The organism is Pseudomonas sp. G166 (assembly GCF_037027455.2).
Classification (GTDB): Bacteria; Pseudomonadota; Gammaproteobacteria; order Pseudomonadales; family Pseudomonadaceae; genus Aquipseudomonas.
In genome coordinates, this window is record NZ_CP146985.1 from 3,836,890 (window position 1) to 3,859,030 (window position 22,141).

General features: G+C 63.5%; 20 protein-coding genes. 7 read left to right on the top strand and 13 right to left on the bottom strand.

What is annotated here, in order from left to right:
* Positions 1-238: 238 nt before the first annotated feature.
* From gspF to gspG, 7 genes are all read right to left on the bottom strand, one after another.
* Positions 239-1,450: a type II secretion system inner membrane protein GspF gene (gene gspF / locus SGN16_RS16535; protein ID WP_335945749.1), complete on the bottom strand. Its 1,212-nt coding sequence runs from the start codon at positions 1,448-1,450 to the stop codon at positions 239-241.
* Positions 1,450-2,868 (bottom strand): type II secretion system ATPase GspE, encoded by a 1,419-nt coding sequence (gene gspE / locus SGN16_RS16540; protein ID WP_210639097.1) that lies wholly within the window; start codon positions 2,866-2,868, stop codon positions 1,450-1,452. The genes gspF and gspE overlap by 1 nt, the downstream gene beginning before the upstream one ends.
* Before the next feature lie 139 nt (positions 2,869-3,007).
* Positions 3,008-5,368: a type II secretion system secretin GspD gene (gspD, locus tag SGN16_RS16545; protein WP_335945750.1), complete on the bottom strand. Its 2,361-nt coding sequence runs from the start codon at positions 5,366-5,368 to the stop codon at positions 3,008-3,010.
* Positions 5,365-5,931: a type II secretion system protein GspM gene (gspM, locus tag SGN16_RS16550; RefSeq protein ID WP_210639099.1), complete on the bottom strand. Its 567-nt coding sequence runs from the start codon at positions 5,929-5,931 to the stop codon at positions 5,365-5,367. Before gspM ends, gspD begins: the two co-directional genes overlap by 4 nt.
* Positions 5,924-7,105: a type II secretion system protein GspL gene (gene gspL, locus SGN16_RS16555; RefSeq protein WP_335945751.1), complete on the bottom strand. Its 1,182-nt coding sequence runs from the start codon at positions 7,103-7,105 to the stop codon at positions 5,924-5,926. Before gspL ends, gspM begins: the two co-directional genes overlap by 8 nt.
* On the bottom strand, positions 7,102-8,088 hold the full coding sequence (gspK, locus tag SGN16_RS16560) for a type II secretion system minor pseudopilin GspK (protein WP_335945752.1): 987 nt from the start codon (positions 8,086-8,088) through the stop codon (positions 7,102-7,104). The genes gspL and gspK overlap by 4 nt, the downstream gene beginning before the upstream one ends.
* A gap of 8 nt (positions 8,089-8,096) precedes the next feature.
* The gene (gene gspG, locus SGN16_RS16565) at positions 8,097-8,546 is read right to left on the bottom strand and encodes a type II secretion system major pseudopilin GspG (protein WP_018614378.1); all 450 of its coding nucleotides are present in this window, start codon (positions 8,544-8,546) and stop codon (positions 8,097-8,099) included.
* 149 nt (positions 8,547-8,695) lie between these two features.
* Between gspG and gspI the strand changes: the two genes are divergently transcribed.
* Positions 8,696-9,070: a type II secretion system minor pseudopilin GspI gene (gene gspI, locus SGN16_RS16570; RefSeq protein WP_210639101.1), complete on the top strand. Its 375-nt coding sequence runs from the start codon at positions 8,696-8,698 to the stop codon at positions 9,068-9,070.
* 31 nt (positions 9,071-9,101) lie between these two features.
* Here the strand turns inward: gspI and SGN16_RS16575 are convergent, their stop codons facing one another.
* Positions 9,102-9,530, bottom strand: a complete 429-nt coding sequence (locus SGN16_RS16575; RefSeq protein ID WP_335945753.1) for a type II secretion system protein N — start codon at positions 9,528-9,530, stop codon at positions 9,102-9,104.
* 117 nt (positions 9,531-9,647) lie between these two features.
* On the opposite strand from SGN16_RS16575, the gene gspH reads away from it, so the two are divergent.
* Positions 9,648-10,100: a type II secretion system minor pseudopilin GspH gene (gene gspH, locus SGN16_RS16580; protein ID WP_210639103.1), complete on the top strand. Its 453-nt coding sequence runs from the start codon at positions 9,648-9,650 to the stop codon at positions 10,098-10,100.
* Positions 10,097-10,708: a type II secretion system protein GspJ gene (locus SGN16_RS16585; RefSeq protein WP_335945754.1), complete on the top strand. Its 612-nt coding sequence runs from the start codon at positions 10,097-10,099 to the stop codon at positions 10,706-10,708. The genes gspH and SGN16_RS16585 overlap by 4 nt, the downstream gene beginning before the upstream one ends.
* Positions 10,709-10,824: 116 nt before the next feature.
* Here SGN16_RS16585 and SGN16_RS16590 read toward each other — a convergent pair whose 3' ends face one another.
* The 3 genes from SGN16_RS16590 to SGN16_RS16600 are packed head-to-tail and all read right to left on the bottom strand — an operon-like array spanning position 10,825 to position 12,981.
* Positions 10,825-11,766: a FecR domain-containing protein gene (locus SGN16_RS16590; protein WP_335945793.1), complete on the bottom strand. Its 942-nt coding sequence runs from the start codon at positions 11,764-11,766 to the stop codon at positions 10,825-10,827.
* 37 nt (positions 11,767-11,803) lie between these two features.
* Positions 11,804-12,349, bottom strand: coding sequence for a sigma-70 family RNA polymerase sigma factor (locus SGN16_RS16595; RefSeq protein ID WP_210639105.1), 546 nt, complete (start codon positions 12,347-12,349; stop codon positions 11,804-11,806).
* A complete protein-coding gene (locus SGN16_RS16600) occupies positions 12,346-12,981 on the bottom strand; it encodes a secretin and TonB N-terminal domain-containing protein (RefSeq protein WP_246883152.1) in 636 nt (211 codons plus the stop codon). Before SGN16_RS16600 ends, SGN16_RS16595 begins: the two co-directional genes overlap by 4 nt.
* 202 nt (positions 12,982-13,183) lie before the next feature.
* Here SGN16_RS16600 and SGN16_RS16605 point away from each other — a divergent pair, with 202 nt between their 5' ends.
* Complete coding sequence (locus tag SGN16_RS16605) at positions 13,184-13,525, top strand: hypothetical protein (protein ID WP_335945755.1); 342 nt, start codon at positions 13,184-13,186, stop codon at positions 13,523-13,525.
* 46 nt (positions 13,526-13,571) lie between these two features.
* Here the strand turns inward: SGN16_RS16605 and SGN16_RS16610 are convergent, their stop codons facing one another.
* Positions 13,572-14,012 carry a carboxymuconolactone decarboxylase family protein gene (locus SGN16_RS16610; protein ID WP_335945756.1) on the bottom strand — a complete coding sequence of 147 codons (441 nt, stop codon included), beginning with the start codon at positions 14,010-14,012 and terminating at the stop codon, positions 13,572-13,574.
* A 203-nt stretch (positions 14,013-14,215) separates the two neighbouring features.
* On the opposite strand from SGN16_RS16610, the gene SGN16_RS16615 reads away from it, so the two are divergent.
* From SGN16_RS16615 to SGN16_RS16625, 3 genes are all read left to right on the top strand, one after another.
* Positions 14,216-15,649 (top strand): PLP-dependent aminotransferase family protein, encoded by a 1,434-nt coding sequence (locus SGN16_RS16615; protein ID WP_335945757.1) that lies wholly within the window; start codon positions 14,216-14,218, stop codon positions 15,647-15,649.
* A 122-nt stretch (positions 15,650-15,771) separates the two neighbouring features.
* On the top strand, positions 15,772-16,065 hold the full coding sequence (locus tag SGN16_RS16620) for an antibiotic biosynthesis monooxygenase family protein (protein ID WP_210639109.1): 294 nt from the start codon (positions 15,772-15,774) through the stop codon (positions 16,063-16,065).
* 334 nt (positions 16,066-16,399) lie between these two features.
* A complete protein-coding gene (locus SGN16_RS16625) occupies positions 16,400-16,804 on the top strand; it encodes a cupin domain-containing protein (RefSeq protein WP_210639110.1) in 405 nt (134 codons plus the stop codon).
* Between the two features lie 180 nt (positions 16,805-16,984).
* Here the strand turns inward: SGN16_RS16625 and SGN16_RS16630 are convergent, their stop codons facing one another.
* Positions 16,985-21,853, bottom strand: coding sequence for an NAD-glutamate dehydrogenase (locus SGN16_RS16630; RefSeq protein WP_210639111.1), 4,869 nt, complete (start codon positions 21,851-21,853; stop codon positions 16,985-16,987).
* Positions 21,854-22,141 lie beyond the last annotated feature (288 nt).

A 22,141-nucleotide genomic window follows, 5' to 3' on the forward strand; every position in this document is an offset into this window, starting at 1 on the left:
TCTGGACCGGGGTTTCGGCTGGGTCTGGCGGCGCTGTTGCGCAGGGTGGGCGTGGGGATGGCGGCGGGTGGTTGTCGGGCAAAGAAAGATGACAGAACGAGGAACCCGAGTTTGGTGCTGGCAAGGGTCGGGAGCTGCTGCGGCATTGAAAAAATTTTGGGCCGATCAGCGCTTTTGGGACGTGGGGATTTATCCCCCTCGCCCCAGGGTGCGTGCTGACCACCCAGTTGCTTTTCGCCTACTGCACCAACTGGTTGATCTCGATGATCGGCAACAGCACGGCCATGACGATGACCAACACCACACCGCCCATGACCACAATCATCAGCGGCTCCAGGAGCGCGGTCATGCCCATGGCCCGACGTTCGATGTCGCGGGACAGGGTCTGCGCGGCGCGTTCGAGCATCGGTGGCAGGCAGCCGGTTTTTTCGCCGCTGGCGATCAGGTGGATCAGCACCGGCGGGAAAACTTTCTCCACCCGCAGCGCCGCCGCCAGGTTGACCCCTTCGCGGACCTTGGCCGTGGCGTCGCTGACACTCAGGCTCAAGCGGTCGTTGGACAGGGTCTGGCGCGCCGCCTCCAGCGCCCGCAGCAATGGCACCCCGGCGCCACCGAGAATCGCCAGGGTCGAGGCAAAACGCGCGGTATTGAGGCCCAGTACAAAACGCCCGATCAGCGGCAGGCGCAACACCCGCGCGTGCCAGTTCAACCGCGCTGCCGGGTTGCGCAAGTACATCCGCCAACTCCAGAACCCACCGGCCAGCACGCCAAAACACAACCACCCCCAGGCACGAATGAAATCACTGGCGGTGAGCATCGCCACGGTCAGCCCGGGCAGGTCCTGGCGGGCCTGGGAGAATGCGCTGACCACCTGTGGCACCACATAGCTGAGAAGGAAAATCACAATAGCGATCGACACCAGCCCCACTACACCCGGATAGATAAACGCGGTAAGGATCTTGCCCCGCAGGTTGTTGCGCTCTTCGATGTAATCCGCCAGCCGTTCCATGACCTGGGCCAGGTCGCCAGACTCTTCACCAGCGGCAATCAACGCCCGGTAGATTTCCGGAAAGTCCCGTGGCCGCGCGGCCAGGGCTTCGGCCAGGCGCATGCCGCCGCGCACGTCGGCACGCACTGCGCTGAGGGTCTGAGCGATGTGCTTGCGCTCGGCCTGTTCCACCGTGGCGCTCAACGCCGCCTCCAACGGCAGGCTCGCTCCCAGCAAGCTCGCCAGTTGCCGGGTGGCCCAGGCCAGGTCGTTGTCCGAGAGTTTGGCGCTGAACAAGCCACCGCCGTTGGCTTGCGTTGTATTGCGTTCGACCTGCACCTGCAACGCGGTCAGCCCGCGGCTGCGCAGCAGGTTGAAGGCGGCACTCTGGCTGTCGGCTTCCAGGTGCCCGACCTCGATTTTTCCGGTGGCGTCAGCGGCCTCGAAACGGTAGCGATTCATCAGGCGTCCCGTGTCACGCGCAAGATTTCTTCAGGGGCGGTGGCGCCGCTGCGAACCCAACGTTCACCATCCTCGCGCATGCTGAACATGCCAGCCTGGCGGGCGGCCGCACGCAGGGCCTGCTCCCCTGCCCCTTGGTGGATAAGCGTGCGGATGTCATCGTCGATGCAGAACAATTCATGAATACCGGTGCGGCCGCTGTAGCCGGTCTGGTTGCAGGTCGGGCAGCCCACCGGGCGCCAGGTACCGGGGGCTGCCGGATCGGCTTGTTTGCACTGCGGGCAGAGCCTGCGCACCAGGCGCTGGGCAAGCACGCCGAGCATCGATGAGGCCAGCAGGAACGGCTCGACGCCCATGTCGATCAGGCGGTTGATAGCCGACACCGCGTCGTTAGTGTGCAACGTCGCCAGCACCAGGTGACCGGTGAGGGAGGCCTGCACGGCGATTTGTGCGGTCTCCAGATCGCGGATTTCACCGATCATGATGATGTCCGGGTCCTGGCGCAGGATCGCCCGCAAGGCCAGGGCGAAGGTCATGTCGATCTTGGCATTGACCTGGATCTGGCTGATGCCCGGCAGGTCGTATTCCACCGGGTCCTCCACGGTGAGGATGTTGTGCACGCTGGCGTCCAGCCGCGCCAGGGCGGCATAGAGGCTGGTGGTCTTGCCGCTGCCGGTGGGGCCGGTGACCAGCACGATGCCGTGGGGCTGGCGGATCAGGCGATCGAGCTTGCCCAGCACGTCCGGATCCATCCCCAACGTTTCCAGTTGCAGGCGTCCGGCTTGCTTGTCCAGCAACCGCATCACCACCCGTTCGCCATGGCCGGTGGGCACCGTCGAGACACGGATATCGATCGGTCGCCCGGCCACGCGCAAGGCGATGCGCCCGTCCTGGGGCAGGCGTTTTTCGGCGATGTCGAGTTGGGCCATGATCTTGATCCGCGACACCAGCGCGCCGTGCAGGGCCTTGCGTGGCGAAACCACGTCGCGCAGGGTGCCGTCGACCCGATAGCGCACCACCGAATGGCTTTCGTAGGGCTCGATGTGAATGTCGCTGGCTTCGTCCCGTGCGGCCTGGGTCAGCAAGGCGTTGATCATGCGGATTACCGGCGCGCCGTCCTGGGTGTCCAGCAGGTCGGTAATTTCGGGTATGTCCTGCATCAGCCGGTCGAGGTCCACCTCGTTTTCCGCCGCACCCACCACGGCGGCGGCGCTGCCGGTGTCGGCGTAGGCCGTGTTGAGCAACCCGTCGAGTTCCTCGTCACGCACCCGCTCCAGGCGTACCTCGCCAAACTGGCGACGCACTTCACTGATGGACCAGCCCGGCGTGGAGGGACACACCATCAACACCGCGCCTTCGTCGCACTGGCGCAGCACCAGGCGTTGGGCCTTGGCCCAGGCGTATGGGAGGGTGTTCACGCTGACACCTCAGACCCAAGAAACACACATGTCCCCTGTGGGAGCGAGCTTGCTCGCGATAGCGGCGTGTCAGTTTGCATGAATGTTGACTGGGCTGCCGTCATCGCGAGCAAGCTCGCTCCCACAGGATGAGTGTTCATCAGCGAGCGCCTCCTTCGATCGGCACTGCCTTGATCGCCGCCCTGGGCGTTTGCAAGCTGACCGGCGCAGCCCCCGGGATAGCCCGGGCCGAGGCCGGCAGTTGCGGGGCCTGCATGTCCGGCATGGCCCAGCTGCGATCCGGTTGCAGCAGGCCTTGGGCGCGGCGCATGAAGTCGTAGCGGTTGAGGGTGATGCCGCGTCCCGCCGCCGTGTCGCGAATGATGTAGGGCCGCAGGAACACCATCAGGTTGGTCTTGGTGATCTGCCGCCGCTCGTTGCGAAACAGCGCACCGACACCCGGGATGGTCGACAGCCACGGCACCGCGTCGTTGCTCTGGCTGTAACCGTCCTGCAGCAACCCACCGAGGACCATGATCTGTCCGTCGTCCAACAGGATACTGGTATCGATCGCACGCTTGTTGGTGACAATCCCCGTGGTGCTCGAAGCGCGGTTGTCGACGCTGCTGACCTCTTGATAGATATCGAGCTTGACCGTACCGCCCTCGGAAATCTGTGGCCGAACATTGAGCTTCAGGCCGACCTCCTCGCGGGTCACGGTCTGGAACGGGTTGTTACTGGTGCCACCGCCGCCGGTGACGTAGCTGCCGCTGACGAAGGGAATGGTCTGGCCGACAAAAATGCTCGCCGCCTCGTTGTCCAGGGTCAGCAGGTTCGGCGTCGACAGCACGTTGGTGCCGCCCTTGCTCTTCAGCGCCCGGGCCAGGACCTTGAGGTCGAGAATCTTGCCGATGCCGGGAATGTCCACCGTGCCGTTGACCACGCCGAGGTTCAGGCCCTGGGGCAGCACGTCGATGCTGGTCTTGCCATTGAGGTTGAGCCCGCTACCACCGAGGTTGACCCCACCGATCACGCCGCTGCCCCCCAGGTTGCCACTCTGCCACTGCACGCCGAACTCGCTGGCGTCGTCCTCGCCGACCTCGACGATCAAGCTCTCGATCACCACTTGGGCGCGACGCTGGTCCAAAAGGTCGATGACTTCCCGCAGGTTACGGTACAGCGGGTCCGGCGCGGAGATCAGCAAGGTGTTGGTGGTGGCGTCGGCCTGGATGGTCATGCCGCCAGCACTGAAGGCGGTGCTCTGCTCGTTCTGCGGCGAAGCGGAAGTCTGCCCGTTGCCGCTGCCTTGGGCGTAGCCGCTGCTGGTGGTCGAAGCACTGCCGCTGGTGGTGCTGGTGCCATCGCCGCTGCTGCCCTGCCCACTCTGGCCGCTGGTGCTGGCGCCCATGCCGCTGAGCACCGAACGGGAGTTGTCACTGCCCTCGCCTTCGCTTTCCCCAGTGAGCAAACCGCGCAGGGACTGGGCCAACTTGCCTGCCTGGGCATTGCGCAAGTACACCACGTGCAGGTTGCTCGGGTTGTTCTGGGCGTTGTCGAGCTTGTAGATCAGGTTGCGCGCCAGCTCGGTGCGCTCGGGGCTGCCGGCGCGGATGATGATGGAATTGGAGCGCGGGTCGCCAATCACGTTGATTTTCTGGGTCTGGTCGCCGCCCTGGGTTTCCAGCAAGTCGGAAACCATCTGCGCGATGTCCACGGCGATGCCGTTGTGGATCGGCACCACATCGGTGTCGATGGCGCTGGGGGTGTCGATGCCTTCGATGAGCTGCGCCACCCGCGACAGGTTCTCGGCGTAATCGGTGACGACAATGGTGTTGTTGCCCGGGTAGGCATTGATCGGGTTGTTCGGCGACACGATCGGGCGCAGCACCGGGATCAGGTTAACCGCGTTTTCGTATTGCAGGCGGAAAGTGCGGGTCAGCATGCCGTTGCCGGCCGGTTTGTCGGCGCTGTAGATCGGCCCGCCCAGCAGCTTGGCGTCGGCCTCCGGCACCACCTGGGCCACGCCGCCAACGTCTACCACGCTGAAGCCTTGCATGCGCAGCGCAGCCAGCAGCATGTCGTAGGCCTGATGAGCCGGCACCGGGCCTTCGGACACCAGCGTCAGGTTGCCCTTGACCCGAGGGTCCACCAGAAACTGCTGGCCGGTGGAGCGAGACAACGCGCGCACCACCGCCTGGATATCAGCCTCGACGAAATTCAGGCTCACCGGCTGATCGCCCAACGGGTTGCTCGCCAAAGGGCTGGCGCGGGGCGCGCGGGCCCGGGCGGTGAGATCGACCTGATGCCGTACCGCAGGTTTCTGTTCACGCAAAGCCTGGGCCCGTTGACGGTCCAGCAACGCGTCGCCACTGCGTTGGGTGCTGCCCAACGGAATGCCCAATTCGCTGTCCACCAGCAAGGGTGGCTGCGACGCGGGCGGCGTGCTGTTGCACGCGCTCAAGGCCAGCAGCAACAGCGGCGCGGCCTTGCGCCAGTGACGTGGGTATCTGGACCCCTTCATGAAGCTTCCTTAGCGCCTTGCGCCTGATTCATGCGAACAGTTCCGGACAATGTGCCGGCGGTGTTGTCGAGGTTGTCGGAACTGGCCGGGGCCGTGCGCTGCAAACGGGCCTCGATCACTTCCAGGGAAAAATGCCCGGGATTGCTCAACAGCCAGCCGATGACGCCATCGGCCGGTGCCTCGTCGAAGGTGAGCTGCCAGCCGTTGGCGGCCTCGGCGCCAGACGGTTGCAATTGGTAGTGCTCGCTCAAGCCGCTGGCATCGAGGGTCTGGCGCAAGGCCGCCTCAAGTGGCTGGCCTTGCGCGGCTGCGCCGACATCCCGCAGCAGCACTTCGAGGGCTGCGGTCTGCGAACGCAGCTTCGGGGTTTCAGCCTGCCAGTACGCGATGGTCTTGAGCGGGGGCTGGATCAGCGCGAGCCAGACCAGACAGCCACCCAATACCAGCGCGGCCAAGGTCACGGCACGTTGCTCGCGCACCGCCAGGCCCTGCCAGGATGTCCGGCAACGGCTACGCAGGGTTTGCCAACGGCCCCACAGCAGTGCCAGCGATTGCTTATTCATCGTCAGCTTCCGGCGCGTCGTCGGGGTTGTCCTGGGCGCCCTGTCCGATCGGGGCCACGCGCAGGCTCCAGCCCTGGTCGATACTCGCGACATCGATGCCGGCCTGGACCAGGGGGATTTTCCAATCGTCTTCAGCGGATGTTTTCTGCGCCTCGGCCACGACCTTGAGGCGCAATTCAGCATTCTCGAACACCAGCTCCTGCACATTGCCGCCCATGAATGGCATGGCAGTACCCGCCTGTTGCACGAGGCTGACGAAGCGTTGCGCCGGGTCCGTTGCCGTGCCGTTCTGGCGCGCGGTGATTTGCTGCCGCGCCTGCTGCAAAGGGTTGAGAATCACCGGCAACTCGGGAAACGCCTGCTTCACCCGCTGGCTCATCTGCGCCTTGAGCCGCTGGCCCTGGGCGGCTTCGCGGGCGGCATAGAGATTCAGGCCAACGACCCACACCGCCAACGCCAGCACGCAGATTGCTATCGCCCGCCCCCAACCGCCGCGCTCGGCTACGCCGTGCATCAGGCCGGTGTGCAAACCCCAGCCCGGCGCAGCACCGGTCCAGCGCAGCGTGCCGGGCAAGGTCTCGATCGAGGCTTGCGGCGGCGACTCGCCGAGCCAATGCAGCCCGGTTCCTGTCTCCATCAGCCATTCATCCAATGCCCCGTCCAACAACGGTTGCACCACGGCATGCTGCATGCTGTGGCGCACCAGCAAGTGCCCGTCTTCGATGTAGGCCACCGGCCCGGACAGCACCGGCAAGGCATAGGCCGCCGGATACAAGCCACGCAGGCTCAGCCCGGCCTGGCGCAGCAACCGGCCCAGGGCATCGAGCGACTTGCGGTCCAGCCAGGCGATCTGCACCTGCCCGTCGGCACCGCGCGGGCTATGGGCGACCTGCATGTGTTCACTGGCCCCGAGCATCAGCGCCTGGGCCGCGCAGGTCACCGCCGCGGTGATTTTCGCCGCGGGCAACAACGGCAGCTCCAGGCAGGTCAGCAGGCTGTCACGCGGATGGAGAAAACATTCCACTTTGAGGTTCTTGGCCCCCTGGCCGAGGACTCGCAGGCTGCTGCGCCCTTCTTCGCGAACCTGGCCCTGACGATCCAGCCAGGCAAACGCCAGCGGGCTTTCCAGGTCGAGGCTGGCCAGCGGCGCCAGCGCTATGCGCAAGCGAGTCATACGCCCACCCGCGACCAGATCACCTGGGGCAAGCGGTCCTGGCCGCGCTGCAGCAACGCATCGAGCTCGACCCGCCGTTGACCGCTGCGCGCCTGACCCCGAAGGCGGAACCAGTCGCTGGTGATACCGACCTTGACGGAGGTCATTTCCAGCTCCGGCATGCGCAGGCGATTGACGAAATCCCCCCGGTTGATGAACCAGTGCCCGCTGTCGCGCTCGCGTACCAGCGCCTGGGCCCGTTGCAGCGACAGCCCTGGTACGCAGGCAGCCAGCACCGGGGCGCTGGCGGTATTGCCGTTGAGCCAGGTATTGGTCGGCAGAATCGTCACATAGGGCGCCAGTGTTTCCAGCAGCGCCGGGGTGACGCCCTTGACACTGCGCAGGTCTTGCAACGTGCGGAGCATCGGCTGTGTCGGCGCCAGAGCTGCGTCGGAAGCGTTCGCCGAGGTGCTGCGACCGCTGTCGAACGTAGTGCTCGCTGGAGCCTTGTCCGCCTGCTCCGGATTCAGCAAGCGCGGGTACGCGGCAATCACCCGCTCGACGATGCGCGCACGTACCGTCGCGGCGACGCCAAGCTGCTCGCACAGTCGTTCGAAGGCGCGTACCTGTTCCTGGTCCACCCGCTCATTGGCGACCAGGTTGCGCAGGTTGAATTTGCCTTGCTCGTCTTCCAATTGCCCTTCGAACGGCGTGTCGACCAGGCTTGAACCCGGCATCACGATGGGTTTGGCCCACGGCTGGCCGAAGCGCGTCAGCGGGTCACGCTGACGGGCGTCCCAGAGCAACTGGCGACTCAATTGCAGGCCACCCTGCAACCGCGCCGAGCCCTGGATACGCAGCTGCTCGGCTTCCAGGCTGCGAGTGAACAGGGTCTGACGGGTGAGCATGCCGCCGGCGATCACCGCCAACACGGCGGCGATCAGCAAGGCACTGATGACCGCCATGCCGCGCTGCTTCGCCGCGGTGGGCGAATTCGTTCGCATCACGGCCCTTATAGCTGCCAGGAGCCAATGTCGGCATTCACGCCGTCGCCGTCAGGCTGGCCGTCGGCACCGAGGGAAAAGATATCGACTTCGCCATTGGCACCCGGGTTGAGGTAGTTGTAGGGACGGCCCCATGGATCGTTGGGCAAGCGTTCCAGGTAAGAGCGCCAGGTGCTGTTTTTCGCGTCGGCAGGTTTCTCCACCAGCACCTTGAGGCCCTGGTTCATGCTCGGGTAACTGCCGTGGTCCAGGCGATAGAGCTTCAAAGCCTGCATCAAGCCGCCAATGTCCTGCTTCGCCGCCGTGGCCCGCGCCTGGTCGGGACGGTCGAGCACCTTGGGCACCACCATCGCCGCCAGAATACCGAGGATGACCACCACAACCATGATTTCGATCAGGGTGAAACCCCGCTGCCCGCGTGGGCCTTGGGGACGGGCGTTGTAACGGGCGATCTGCATCTCGACGGTCCTTCGCTGGATTCGATTCGAGGCGCAGTGTTGCAAGAAAATATGTCAGTGATATTGAAATTGCTCAGGAGCTTACGTCGTCAATCGGTCATGAACGTGGACTAGCCTTGAGGGCTGCCTTCGCCCCTCGAGCCCGTGCCATGCCACGCCCTGCTCCACAAGCCGGCTTCACCCTGATTGAAGTGCTGGTGGCCCTGGCGATCATCGCCGTGGCCATGTCGGCAGCGGTGCGCGTGGCTGCCGTGATGACCCAGAGCAACGGCCTGTTGCGGGACAAATCCATCGCCCTGTTGGCGGCCCGCAGCCAACTGGCGCAGTTGCGTCTGGAAGGACGCTTTGCCCAAGGCTCGACCGTCTTCGAATGCGATCAGGGGCGGTTGCTGCTGCGTTGCGAACAGAACCTGCGCCCGGCGGAAAATGGCCGGATGTTGCGGGTTGAACTGACCGTGTCGGATCGCAGCCACGACGCGCCGCCGCTGGCGCGATTGGAGACGTTGGTCAGCCGGGGGAAATAACAGCAAACACGGTCCCCTGTGGCAAGGGGATTTAGCGGGTCAGTGAGGGCAGCACCACCGAATCCGGCAACCGCGCGAGCGCCAGTCGGGTCTGTTCGGTCCCGCGCTCGATCACCACCGCCTGCGCCTCGATCGACACCAGCCGCACCCCTTGAGTCACCCGCTCACCCACCAGGAAACTGCGCGGCGGCCCGTCGTTGAGGCTGAGAATTGCCACGGCACCACGGGGGCCGGCCATGACTCCACTGACCTTGATCTGCACCGGTGCCGGATGGTTGGAAAACCATTGCAGCGCCGGGTTATCGGAACGCTCGGCCATGCGTTGCGGGGCGACATCCGGCGTGCGGGATTCGGCTGATGTCAGCAGCAATGAAGACCAGGTCGCCACCCCGGCCAACGCCGCCAACACGCCGAGTACCTGCACGATGTGCGCCGGGGACACACGCTCGATGAACGCCATGGCCAAGATCTCCTTTTTTTGATTCCAGCCCCCAGCTTACGCGTCAATTCTCTCCGTTTTATTTCACATGCTTATCATCTTCACCGTGCAGGATGGATCCGACGCAAAGGAGCGCGCATGAACGTCGCCAAGCAACGCGGTTTCACCCTGATCGAATTGATGGTGGTACTGGTGATCATCGGCATCGCCAGCGCCGCCGTGAGCCTGAGTATCAAGCCCGACCCGTTGAAATTGCTGCGCCAGGATGCCGAGCGACTGACGCAACTGTTGCAACTGGCCCAGAGCGAAGCCCGCAGCGACGGCCGGCCGATTACCTGGCGCTGGGATGCCAAGGGGTTTGCCTTCACTCGTCGCAATGACCATGGGGCTGGGCTGGATCGGTTCAAGGACGACCCGCAGCTGCATTCGCGTCGCTGGCAAAGCCCGTCGATGGAGGTTCGTGTGGAGCCCAGGCAGCGGGTCGTGCTGAATGCCGAATGGATCGGCGAGCCCCTGCGAATCCGCCTTTCGGATGGCCAGAACAGCCTCAACGTGCAACGCAATGCCACCGGCCGGATGCAGATCCAATGAACCGCCAGCAGACGGGCTTCACCTTGCTTGAAGTCATGGTCGCGATCCTGCTGATGGCAGTGGTCAGCCTGATCGCCTGGCGCGGGCTCGACAGCGTGAGCCGGGCCGATGCGCATCTGCAGGCCAGCACCGAACAGACCGAGGCCTTGCTGCGGGTATTCAACCAGCTGGAGCGCGACGTCGCCCTGCGCGCCAGCATCGAGTTGAGCGAACCGGTAAAACCCGGGGTCGACGATGCCCCTTCGAACGCCCCGCCCGCCCTCACCGTGCGCAGTACCGAAGGCCAAGGCTTCCGCCTGGACGTGATCCGCGTGGCCGCCGCCCAGGAAGGCGAGTTGCAACGAGTTCGCTGGTGGCTCAAGGGCGACACACTTTATCGCGCCCAAGGCCCGGCCCGCAGCCGCTACCCATTGCCAGCGCCTGGCGCTGGAGTGGCCGTGCTCAGTGAAGTCAGCGATGCAGGGCTGCGCTTCTGGGACCAGGAAAAAGGCTGGCGCAAACTCAGCGGCAACCGCCAGGAAAACCCGCTGGGCATCGAAATCAGCCTGAGTCGGCAGACACCCCAAGGCGTCGAGAAGTATCGGCAAGTGCTGGGGCCACTGGAGTAAGCCAAACAACACAGCCCCATGTGGGGGCTGTGTGGTAACACCGGACCTTGTGAACACCCAAGGCCCATGTGGGAGCGAGCCTGCTCGCGATGAGGCCCGCCCAGGCGCCACCGGACTCAGCTCAACACCACCACTCCACCCGGCAACTCGGTGCATTTGGCGCCGTAGGCATCGCGGATCAGCAGCGCCACGCCCGCCAGTTGATCGAGGCGGAAACGTGCCTGGACCTTGCGCAAACCCAGTTCGCGATTGAGCAGCAACAACATGCCGGGGCGGTAGCGGTTGATTTCATCGATGACGCTGGCCAGGGTCGCGTTGTTGAACACCAGCACTTGATCGCGCCAGGCAATGGCTGCCGACACATCGGCATGCTGTGGGGTGCCGACCCGGCCAGTGTCGTAGGTCAGTTGCATGCCCGGTTCCAGGCGAAAACTCTGACCTTGCACTTGCACTTGCACGACGCCTTCCAGGCAGGTCGCGCAGACGTTCTGGTCGATGTAGCGGATATTGAACCGCGCCCGTGCCGCGCTGATCCAGCCTGCGCCAGCCTGAATGCTGACCGCCTGCGCACTGCGCCCCTGCACTTCGATCTCACCACTGAACAATTCCAACCCTTGCCCACCGTCGGCCAGCGGACGGCGGCTGAGGCGAGTCTGAGTGTTGAGCTCCAGGCTGATGCCATCGGCCAGTTCCACCCGACGCTGTTCGCCCACGTCAGTGATGTAATCGGCGCCCAGCCCGGAAACGCCGCCAGGCACCGTGGCCCTTATCAACAGGAAACCGGCTGACGCCGCAATCGCACCGCCCAGCAACGCCCGGCGGCCGAAATGTCGCGGTGCCTGCAACGCCTGGGCCGCCGGTTGCAGCCCCTGCCACAGCGCCTTGGCCTGTTCGAAGGCTCGCGCATGGTCGGGGCTTTGCTCACACCATTGGCGCAAGGCCCGGGCATCGGCCACGGTGGCGCGTCCCGAGGTCAGCAGGATCAGCCAATCTCGGGCCTCGCTGTCCAGTCGGGCCTGGGGCGTGGCGTCAGGGGAAGCGATGCTGAAGATGTTCAAGCGCACACATACTCACGAATTAGTCTGGTCTCTACTCTCAAGACGGTTTTCCCGCGCCGGGACCGAACCGCTGAATGACTTTTCTTTCCAGGCGCTGGGCGCAATGTCCCAGTGCGGCCTTGATTTCCTTCTCTACCATGCGCGTGGAAATACCAAAGCGCTGGGAGATTTCCAGGTGTGGCGCTTCCTCCAGGCGCGCCGCGATAAAAATCTTGCGGCGCCGTGCCGGCAGTTCATACAAAGCCTTGAGCAGGACCTGCAGCTCCTTCTGCCCGCCCACCACCCGGGCCGGATCCAGGGCCTCATCGCAGACCTGCAGCAACTCCTCGATTTCGTCGCCAGTGAGCAGACGCGCATCGGCTTGCCGACGATCGGCGGCAATGTTCAGGGCCATGCGATACAAATAGGCGTTGGGCTGGGCAATGTCCGGCGTGTCGACCATGCGATCGACCCGCAGGTAGGTTTCATGCAGCACGTCGTTGGCCAGTTCCTCGGAGCCCAGGCGTCGGCGCAGCCGCACCTTGAAATCCTCGTAGGAGGTGAGGAACAACTTGACCATCGGGCTGCGACCTGTGTCTTTCATCGCCCGGACACCCCTTCCCCTGCTGTGCATTCCATGCTTTTTCCTGATGAATCGGGTAACAAAAGCAGGGTCACCGGCTGGCGTAGCGAACTGGGCGCCGGGCGGTCGATCCTGAGGTTTTGCAAACTGTTGACCAAGGTCCTGTCACGCATCAGATCGCCGGTGGAACTGACCAGGCGGCTATGCTGAACCACGCCGTCGCGGCCGATCCACACTTGCAGCACCGCCCGAAAACTGCCTGGGCGGGTCAGCGGTGAACGACATAAGTTGCGCTGGATGACCGCCTGGATCGTCGCTGCGTAATTACTGTCACTCAAGCCCGGGGTGACGCCGGGAGGCAGCGGTACCTCACGGACCCGCACCGGCTGCAACGTGAACGCATCCGCCCGGGCGTACTGCGCAGCAAGCCCGGTGCCGCTGAGCAACACATTCAACCCTTGGGAGGGTGTGAACCGCCCCTGGACTCCCAGCGTGTGGCGCCGGCTCGATAACTGGTGGTCGACCAGTACCGCCATGCCCGTCGCACGGCTGAACAACTCCAATGCCGTGGTCAATTCCTGGGGCGCGATGTCCAGGTCCACCAGGTCGGCCGCCTGGGCCGGCCCGGTCAGCAGACACGACCACACTACCAGCCATCCCAAGGGCGCCCAGGTCAATCCACGTCTGCGCCCGCCCCCGGCTCTGCCCTGCTGCACGACTGACGTATCCGTTGAAAACCGTCATCCTGAGGGGAGTTTATGAATGTCGTATGACAACTGATACAAATCCTGCGGGCCGCACTAGACTGATGCCCTGACAACGAACCGTCCTCTGTGGCGGGCCAGGAGGTCGGTGATGAAACAGTGGATGAAGATGATGGCAGGCCTCGGACTGCTCATGGCCCTGCCCTGGGCCCAGGCCGAAGAAGCGCCGGCGTGCATCGAGGTGACTGTCGGCGGCTACAAGACCCCGGACTACAACTGCCTGAGCCGGCAGATGGGCAACGACCCACAGGCCGCGACTGCGGCGCAACACGCCCAGGACGCCATGAACGTGCCGGTCAACGAACGCGCGCCGAGCAGCATCGGCCTCGCGACCCCGGCGGCCACCGGCGTGCGCATGGGCAATACCTTCGGCACCTCGGTCAAGCCGCAAAGGCCGCCGGCTACCTCGGGGACCTCGCCGCTGCCCAAGTAACGACGCCACAAAAGCAGCTCGCCACAGTCTCCTTCAGGATTGGCAATCAAGCGCTGGGACTCTGACGAAAACTCACCGCCAGTCGGTTCCAGCTGTTGATGGTGCTGATCGCCAGGGTCAGGTCCACCAGTTCCTCTTCGCTGAACTCGGCACGGGCCTGGGCATACACCTCATCCGGCACCTGGCTTTCAGCCAACAGCGTTACCGCCTCGGTCCAGGCCAGGGCGGCGCGTTCTCGGGGGGTAAAAAAGCCACTGTCGCGCCATACCGCCAGGGCGTAAAGACGCCGCTCGGTCTCGCCCAGACGACGCGCATCGACCGAATGCATGTCGGTGCAAAAAGCGCAGCCGTTGAGTTGCGAGGCACGGATCTTGATCAGGTGCAACAGCGCCGGTTCGATACTCAGGCGGCTGGTCAAGGCTTCCAGGCCGATCATGGCTTTCATCGCCCCGGGGGACGCACTGTAGTAATCCAGACGCGGGCTCATGGCGGGCTCCGTAGCGATCGAGACCTTTACGGTAGACCTCGGGGTCAGTGAGCGGCAGGTCCAATTCATCGAAAAAATCAGAGCCACCCCATCCCATACCAATGGACGGGATTTTCCCCACGCAACTTCTATGCAGTCGCACAATGCGAGTAATCTTGCGCCTTTGACGCTGCCGCCAAACAATCGCCCAGGAGCTTGCGGGTATGGAACTTCATGTTGTCATCAACGGCCGCAAGGACCTGGCGGGTCAGTTGTATCAACAATTACGCAGCGCTATTGAAAGTGGTCGCCTGGCCGCCGGCACGCAACTGCCGCCCAGCCGCCTGCTCGCCGAACAACTGGGTGTTTCGCGCAAGACCGTTTCCGACACCTACGCCCAACTGACCTACGAAAACTTCCTCACCGGGATCATTGGCAAAGGCACTTACGTCAATGCACGACCGGCCAGGATCGTGCGCAAACAAAGCCATCGCGAGCTGGCCGGTGCCGACGTCGTCGAGGCCTGGCGCAGCATGCCGCACCTGATGCGCCATCCCACCCTCGAAGGGGCATTGCGTTACGACTTCATCGGTGGCGCCACCGGCAAGGGCCAGTTCCCCCTCGACGATTGGCGCCGCTGCACCGCCCACGCCCTGCGCCAGATCGCCAGCGCCAAAGGCTTCTACAGCCAGCCCGAAGGCTTGCCGGCGCTGCGCAATGCCATTGCCCGACACATCGCGTTTTCCCGCGGAGTCAATTGTCAGGATGACGATGTGGTGGTGTGCAACGGCGCACAACAGGCCCTGGACCTGATCTCGCGGGTGTTGACCCGGCCAGGCAGCCTGGTGGCCATGGAAGATCCGGGATATCCGCCGGCGCGTCTGTTGTTTGGCTCCCACGGCGCCACGGTGGCCGGGGTGCCGGTGGACGATCAGGGCATGCGCGTGGAGCTGATCCCCGACGGCACGCGGCTGATTTATGTGACGCCCTCCCACCAGTTCCCCCTGGGCATGCCCATGAGCCAAGCCCGCCGCGAAGCCTTGCTGGCGCGGGCCTATGAGCTGGGGGCGATCATCATCGAAGACGACTACGACAGCGAATTCCGCTACGAAGGCCGCCCCGCCGATTCACTGCAGAGCATGGACGAGCGCGGGATCGTCGCGTACGTCGGGACCTTTTCCAAGACCCTGCTGCCAGAGCTGCGCCTCGGCTACGCTATCTTGCCGCCAGCGATTCTCGAGGCGGTGATCCTGGCCAAGCGCCTGACCGACCAGCACACCTCCACCCTGCCCCAATGGGCATTGGCCAAGTTCATCGCCGAGGGCTGCCTGCTCAAGCACATCCGTCGCTGCCACACGCTCTATGCTGGCCGGCGTGAGCGGCTCCTGGCACGCATGGCCGGGGACTTGTCGCCCTGGTTCGAGGCCGTGCCCACCACCGCAGGCTTCCACATGGCGGTCCTGTGCAAGGTGCCGATCGATCTGGCCCTGGTGATCGACCTGGCGAAAAAGGCCGAAGTCGGGCTCTACAGCCTCGCTGGTTTTTTCAACGAGGCCCCGGTGCGACCGGGTCTGTTCTTCGGTTTTGGCGCCATCGAAACCCTCGATATCGACATCGCCCTCGATCGCTTGCGGGACATCCTGCAACAAGTGGCCTGAGGGATTGGACTGGGCATTTATCCGCCCATTGGCTGTTTGAGCCTCGTCCCGACAGGCCTATCCTGCACGGGTGTCATGGATTATCGAGAAACCTCGTCCGACTTGATTCAGGAGCCTGAACAATGTCTCGCCAAGTGATCAATACCGTACAGGTGCAAGCCGCCGCCGGTCGCTCGGAAGAACTCGGCCGGCAGTTGCAGCAAATCGTCGAAACCCTGCGTGCGCAGCCGGGGTGCGATGCGTACATGGTCGACCGTTGCCCGGAGGATGGCGACCGCTGGAACGTCAGCGCCCGCTGGCAATCGGAAGCGGCGATGCAAGCCCACTTCAATTGCCCCGAAGTGCAGGGTTTTATCGGCCTGATCGATAACCGCCTGGCTCGCAGCGTGGATTTCAATAGTTTCCCGATCGTCTGAGCCCGCGGTCTATTCCTGTCTGGGCCACTGAGCCAAGCACTTCATTCTGTGGCGAGGGAGCTTGCTCCCGCTCGGCTGCGCAGCAGATGCAAGACGGTCAACACGATGAGGCTGATGGGGCGCACCGCCTATGTCTTGGGGCGGCTTCGCCACCCAGCGGGAGCAAGCTCCCTCGCCACAACATCACAAACCAGCCAGTTGCGTCATCGGCCCTGCAATTGGTCTACCCACCTTCCGAAAGATTGGACGTTTGTTTGCCCCACCGTCGGGCTTAGGGTGAATCCATCGCCGCGACCATGCGGACTCACTCCAAACTCACGAAGGTCACCTTGCCATGAAAGCCCTCTATCTGATCGCCGCCTTCTGCCTGCTGCCCATGACCCAGACCTACGCCCACGAAGCGGCACCTTCGGAAAAGGTCACGGTGTTGCAGGAGCAAATGCTGAAGAACCTGCCGGGTAAAAAAGCCATGATGCTGACCGTCGACTATGCCCCGGGCCAGTCGTCCATCGCCCACAAACATGAGGGCACGGCCATGGCCTATGTGCTCGAAGGCGCCATCACCTCCCAGGTCAAGGGCGAGCCCGCGATTACCTACAAGGCCGGGGAATTCTGGTACGAAGCCGCGGGGTCCGAGCATCTGGTTTCGAAGAATGCCAGCGCGACCGAACCGGCGAAGTTGTTGGTGTTCATGGTGATGGGTGAGGATGAGGCGGTGTTGATTCCATTGAAAAACTGACCATGGCAATGGCGGACCTGTGGGAGCGAGCTTGCTCGCGATGGCGGTGTATCAGTCAAGTTCAATGTCACTGACCCACCGCTATCGCGAGCAAGCTCGCTCCCACAGGGGATCTTGTACAAAACTCCCAAAAAAAAGCCCCGCATCTCTCGATGCGGGGCTTTTTCATTCAACGCAGGATCAGTTGGCCGCAACGACCGGTTGACCACTCATCGCCAGGTCCAGCAATTCGCGGTTGGCGACCGCGTACATGGCGTAGTCGGTGCCGCTGGCGGCACGGATGTCCACCAGCATCGCGCGCCAGCGCTCGACCATGCTGTGATGCTGCTCCAGCCACAGCGCCAAGCGGGTTTCCACCTCCTGGCTACCGTCGCCCTGCTGCAGGACCGAGATGGTGATCGCCCGTTGCTGCCAGTCGACATCATCGCGGAACGCTTCGCGGGCCAGGGCCTGCCAGTTGTTTTCCACTGGCAGGGCACTGATCTGTTGCAGGTACCAGGTAATGTCCAGGGCGCTGCCCACGGCGAAGTAAGCCTTGGCCACATCGGCGGCGTTCTGCCCGGTGACGTCGGACGCCTCGATGATCGGCAGCAAGGTGTACAGGTGCGTGGTGCCTGCAACCATGCGCGCCAGCAGCTCTGGCACGCCGGCGGCGACATAGGCCTGGTAGCGGGTTTGCCAGCCTTCGCGGGTCGGACCTTCCAGCAATTCGTCGAGCTTGAGGCCCAACGCCGCCAGGTGCGGACCGAAGTGAGCGACGTCACGGGCAGCGTTCTGCTCGTTGCGGCGGCTGCGCAGGAACCAGCGAGTCGCACGGCGACCCAGGCGCATCAGCTCATCCATCAGCTCCAGTTGCACATCAGCGGAAACCTGGTGGTCCAGGGCTTCGATCTGGCGGAACCAGTGCGGGAGATGGAAGATGTCCCGCACGATCACATAAGCACCCGCCACGTTCGCCGGGCTCATGCCGGTAGACTCCTTGAGCCGTTGAACGAAGGTGATGCCCATGTGGTTGACCAGGTCGTTGGCGATCTGGGTGCTGACGATCTCGCGTTTCAGACGGTGGCGACGCATGGCCTCGGAGAACTTGCTCACCAGCGTCGGCGGGAACGCGGTCTCCATGTCACGGGTCAGGTAATCGTCGTCCGGTACCTGGGAGTTGAGCAGCGCTTCCTTGAGGTCGATCTTGCTGTAGGAGATCAGCACCGACAGTTCGGCACGGGTCAGGCCGTGGCCTGCCGCGACACGCTCGGTCAGCTGTTCTTCGGTCGGCAGGAACTCGATGGCACGGTCCAGCTTGCCCCGGGCTTCCAGGTCGTTCATCAGGCGCTTGTATTCGGCGATCCGCACAAAAGCGCGACGGGCCGCCAGGGACAGGGCCTGGGTCTGCTTGTAGTTGTTGCCCAACACCAGGCCACCGACTTCGTCGGTCATGCTGCCAAGCAACTGGTTGCGTTGCTTCTCGGTCATGTCACCGGCCTGCACCACTTCGTTGAGCAGGATCTTGATGTTCACTTCGTGGTCGGAGCAGTCCACACCACCGGCGTTGTCGATGAAGTCGGTGTTGGAACCGCCGCCATTGAGGCCGAACTCGACACGACCCAGTTGGGTCATGCCCAGGTTGCCGCCCTCGCCCACCACCTTGCAGCGCAGTTCGTTGCCGTTCACCCGCAGCGCATCGTTGGCCTTGTCGCCGACATCGGCGTGGCTTTCGGTGCTGGCCTTGACGTAGGTGCCGATACCGCCGTTCCACAACAGGTCCACCGGCGCCTTGAGCAAGGCGTTGAGCAGCTCGGTCGGGGTCAGTTTGTCAGCCTTGATGTCGAAGCGCTCTTTCATCTGCGGCGAGATGGCAATGCTCTTGGCGCTGCGCGAGAAGATACCGCCGCCTTCGGACATGATGCTGGTGTCGTAGTCGGTCCAGGCCGAACGCGGCAGGTCGAACAGACGCTTGCGCTCGGCAAAGCTGCTGGCAGGCTCCGGGTTCGGGTCGATGAAGATGTGCAAGTGGTTGAAGGCCGCGACCAGTTGCAGTTTGTCGGACATCAACAAGCCGTTGCCGAACACGTCGCCGGCCATGTCGCCGACGCCCACCACGCTGATGCTGTCTTCCTGGACATTGATGCCGCGCTCGCGGAAGTGACGCTGAACGCCCACCCACGCGCCCTTGGCGGTGATACCCATTTTCTTGTGATCGTAGCCGGCCGAGCCGCCGGAGGCGAACGCATCGCCCAGCCAGAAGCCGTAGTCGATGGCGATGCCGTTGGCGATGTCGGAGAAGGTTGCGGTGCCCTTGTCCGCCGCCACGACCAGGTACGGGTCATCGTCGTCATGACGCACGACGTTGGCCGGCGGTACCAGCGCGCCGTCCTTGAGGTTGTCGGTGATGTCCAACAGGCCCGAAATGAAGATGCGATAGCAGGCGATGCCCTCGGCCGCGATCTCGTCCCGGCTGCCGCCCAACGGCAGGCGACGGGGCAGGAAACCGCCCTTGGCGCCCACCGGCACGATCACCGAGTTCTTCACTTGCTGCGCCTTCACCAGGCCGAGCACTTCAGTGCGGTAGTCTTCTTCACGGTCGGACCAGCGCAGGCCGCCGCGAGCGACGTTGCCAAAGCGCAGGTGCACGCCTTCAACCCGTGGCGAATAGACGAAGATCTCGAACTTGGGCACCGGCTTGGGCAGTTCCGGGATCAGGTGCGGGTTGAACTTGAAGCTGAAGTAGGACTTGTTCTGGCCGTGGGCATCGGTCTGGTAGAAGTTGGTCCGCAGGGTGGCCTTGATCAGGTCCAGGTAGCGACGCAGGATGCGGTCTTCGTTGAGCACCTGGACGTCGTCCAGCGCCGTGAGGATCGCCTGTTCCAGGCGCAGCTGCTTGTCTTCCAGGTCGTCGCCGCTGAGTTTGCGCGCCAGGTAGAAACGGGTCTTGAACAACCGGGTCAACTCGCGAGCGATGTCGGTGTGGTTGTTCAGGGTGCTGGCGATATAACCCAGGTCGAAGCCCAGGCGGATCTGTTTCAGGTAACGGGCGTAGGCACGCAGCAGCGCGACGTCGCGCCATGGCAGGCCAGCGGTCAGCACCAAACGGTTGAACGCATCGTTCTCGGCATCGCCACGCACGATGTGGACGAAGGCGTCCTGCAAGGTGTCGTTGAGCTGCTGGATGTCCAGGTCCAGGCCTTCGGCGGCGGTGAACGCGAAATCATGAATCCAGAACTCGCGGCCATTGGTGTGGCGCAGGCGGTACGGGAACTCGCCCAGTACACGCAGACCGAGGTTTTCCAGGATCGGCAGCACATCGGACAGCGCCAGCGGCGTGTCGGCGTGATACAGCTTGCAGTGCAGCTCGCGCTGGCCGGATACCTGGCCCAGCGGCTGGTAGAAGCTCATCACCAGCGGATTTTTTTCGCTCAGGCTCAGCAGGTGCTGCATGTCGACCACGGCCGAGTGCGCGGCAAAACGCTCGCGGTAGCCGGCCGGGAAGCCTTTCGGGAAGTCCGACAACACGTTGGTGCCCTGGGCTTCGCCGAAGCTTTCGATCACCAGATTGGCGTAGTCGTCCTTCCAGCTGCGGCAAGCCTGGACCACTTCTTTTTCCAGCAGGACCGGATCGATGTCGAGACGGTTCTTCGGGTCCACCCGCAGGATCAACTGCACGCGGGCCAGTACGGATTCGGAGAAGAAGGTCCAGAACTCGCAGTCCGAAGCCTTCAGGCGATCCATCAGCACTTGCTGGATCTTCTGGCGCACTTCGGTGGAATAGATGTCCCGCGGCACGTAGGCCAGGCAGTAGCAGAAACGGCCATACGGGTCTTTGCGCAGGAACACACGAATCTTGTTGCGTTCCTGGATCTGCACGATGGACATGACGGTGCTGAACAGCTCGTCCACCGGGGTCTGGAACAGGTCGTCACGGGGCAGCACTTCGACCACCTGGGCCAGTTCCTTGCCCAGGTGCGCCTTGGCCTGGAAGCCGGAGCGACGTTCGATTTCCTCGACCTTGCGACGGATGTAAGGGATGACCCGCACGCTCTCGCCATACACCGAGGAGGTGTACAGGCCCATGAAGCGGCATTCCTTGACGACCTTGCCGTTGGCGTCGATCACACGGATCGACACGTAGTCCGGGTAGGCCGGACGATGCACGCGGCTCGGGTGCGCGGCCTTGGCGAACGACAGCAGGGTCGGTTCGCGCAGGTAATTGACGGCGTAGTCTTCGATGCGCAGGTCATCGGCGGTGAGGCCGGCGCGCAGCAGTTTGGTCAAGCCGAGGAACGAATCGGGGTTGTACTCGATGTGGCCGCCATCGGCTTCATCACGTACCACGAACTCTTCGTAGCCCAGGAAGGTGAAGTGATTACCCACCAGCCATTCCAGGAAGCTCTTGATCTCGCTTTTTTCGTCGGCATCGATGGCGTAGGCACTTTCGTCCAGGCCGGCCAGGATTTCCTGGACCTTGGCTTTCATCGGCTCGAAATCAGCCACCGCCACCCGCACTTCGCCCAGCACTTGCTCAAGTTCCTTGCTCAGGACGTTGAGTTCGGCGGCGTTGGCGCAGCGGTCGATTTCCAGGTACATCAACGACTCTTGCAGGATGTCGTCGCCCTGGGTGCCCTTTGGCAGGACTTCAAGCAACTCGCCCTTGCTGCCGCGACGCACGCTCAGCACGGTGGTTTGCAGGGTATGGATGCTGTAACCGCGACGGTTCAGTTCGGTGCGGACCGAATCCACCAGGAACGGCAGGTCGTGGTGCAACACTTCCACTGCCGTGTGGGTCGACTGCCAGCCGTGGCGTTCATAATCGGGGTTGTAGACACGCACCTGCGGTTGCGCGTGATCGAAGCGCTCAAGCAGGCGCCAGGCAGACAGGGTGCAGCCGGCGAGGTCGGACAACCGGCGCTGGGTGAGTTCATCGAGGGAAATGATGCCGAAGAATTGTTCAGCGAACAGCGCCACTTGTGGCAGTGCCTGTTCACTGATGTGCTGCGCCAGTGCCGCTTGCAGTTGATGCTGGAAGTCGGCTTTGCTGGCTGCGGTGAAGAACGCCATCTGTGGTACTCCGCTTGGGCTTGTTATTGATGAAAGCGTCGCGTGCAACCCCTTGCGGGGCTGTCGGCCATCCCGTTCCTGATTCTCGGGCAGAGGAAACAGGATGACAGGTGGGTGAAGCTGGACGCGACCCGCAGGTCACATCCTTTTCCATGTAATTTCATGTCATGGATACCTGCAAAAAGCACTTCGGGGTGGCCTTTGCAGGTGCACATCCGTTGCGCAGCTTAACGAGTGCGACAATGTGCCTGCTTGCAGCGCTGCGACATATTCGGTCATCGGCAAGCT

What these genes read in the sequence shown, in the direction of transcription:
- gspF (WP_335945749.1), bottom strand. Translation starts at nt 1,450, where the DNA reads ATGAATCGCTACCGTTTCGAGGCCGCTGACGCCACCGGAAAAATCGAG.
- gspD (WP_335945750.1), bottom strand. Translation starts at nt 5,368, where the DNA reads ATGAAGGGGTCCAGATACCCACGTCACTGGCGCAAGGCCGCGCCGCTG.
- gspM (WP_210639099.1), bottom strand. Translation starts at nt 5,931, where the DNA reads ATGAATAAGCAATCGCTGGCACTGCTGTGGGGCCGTTGGCAAACCCTG.
- gspL (WP_335945751.1), bottom strand. Translation starts at nt 7,105, where the DNA reads ATGACTCGCTTGCGCATAGCGCTGGCGCCGCTGGCCAGCCTCGACCTG.
- gspK (WP_335945752.1), bottom strand. Translation starts at nt 8,088, where the DNA reads ATGCGAACGAATTCGCCCACCGCGGCGAAGCAGCGCGGCATGGCGGTC.
- gspG (WP_018614378.1), bottom strand. Translation starts at nt 8,546, where the DNA reads ATGCAGATCGCCCGTTACAACGCCCGTCCCCAAGGCCCACGCGGGCAG.
- gspI (WP_210639101.1), top strand. Translation starts at nt 8,696, where the DNA reads ATGCCACGCCCTGCTCCACAAGCCGGCTTCACCCTGATTGAAGTGCTG.
- SGN16_RS16575 (WP_335945753.1), bottom strand. Translation starts at nt 9,530, where the DNA reads ATGGCGTTCATCGAGCGTGTGTCCCCGGCGCACATCGTGCAGGTACTC.
- gspH (WP_210639103.1), top strand. Translation starts at nt 9,648, where the DNA reads ATGAACGTCGCCAAGCAACGCGGTTTCACCCTGATCGAATTGATGGTG.
- SGN16_RS16585 (WP_335945754.1), top strand. Translation starts at nt 10,097, where the DNA reads ATGAACCGCCAGCAGACGGGCTTCACCTTGCTTGAAGTCATGGTCGCG.
- SGN16_RS16595 (WP_210639105.1), bottom strand. Translation starts at nt 12,349, where the DNA reads ATGAAAGACACAGGTCGCAGCCCGATGGTCAAGTTGTTCCTCACCTCC.
- SGN16_RS16605 (WP_335945755.1), top strand. Translation starts at nt 13,184, where the DNA reads ATGAAACAGTGGATGAAGATGATGGCAGGCCTCGGACTGCTCATGGCC.
- SGN16_RS16610 (WP_335945756.1), bottom strand. Translation starts at nt 14,012, where the DNA reads ATGAGCCCGCGTCTGGATTACTACAGTGCGTCCCCCGGGGCGATGAAA.
- SGN16_RS16615 (WP_335945757.1), top strand. Translation starts at nt 14,216, where the DNA reads ATGGAACTTCATGTTGTCATCAACGGCCGCAAGGACCTGGCGGGTCAG.
- SGN16_RS16620 (WP_210639109.1), top strand. Translation starts at nt 15,772, where the DNA reads ATGTCTCGCCAAGTGATCAATACCGTACAGGTGCAAGCCGCCGCCGGT.
- SGN16_RS16625 (WP_210639110.1), top strand. Translation starts at nt 16,400, where the DNA reads ATGAAAGCCCTCTATCTGATCGCCGCCTTCTGCCTGCTGCCCATGACC.
- SGN16_RS16630 (WP_210639111.1), bottom strand. Translation starts at nt 21,853, where the DNA reads ATGGCGTTCTTCACCGCAGCCAGCAAAGCCGACTTCCAGCATCAACTG.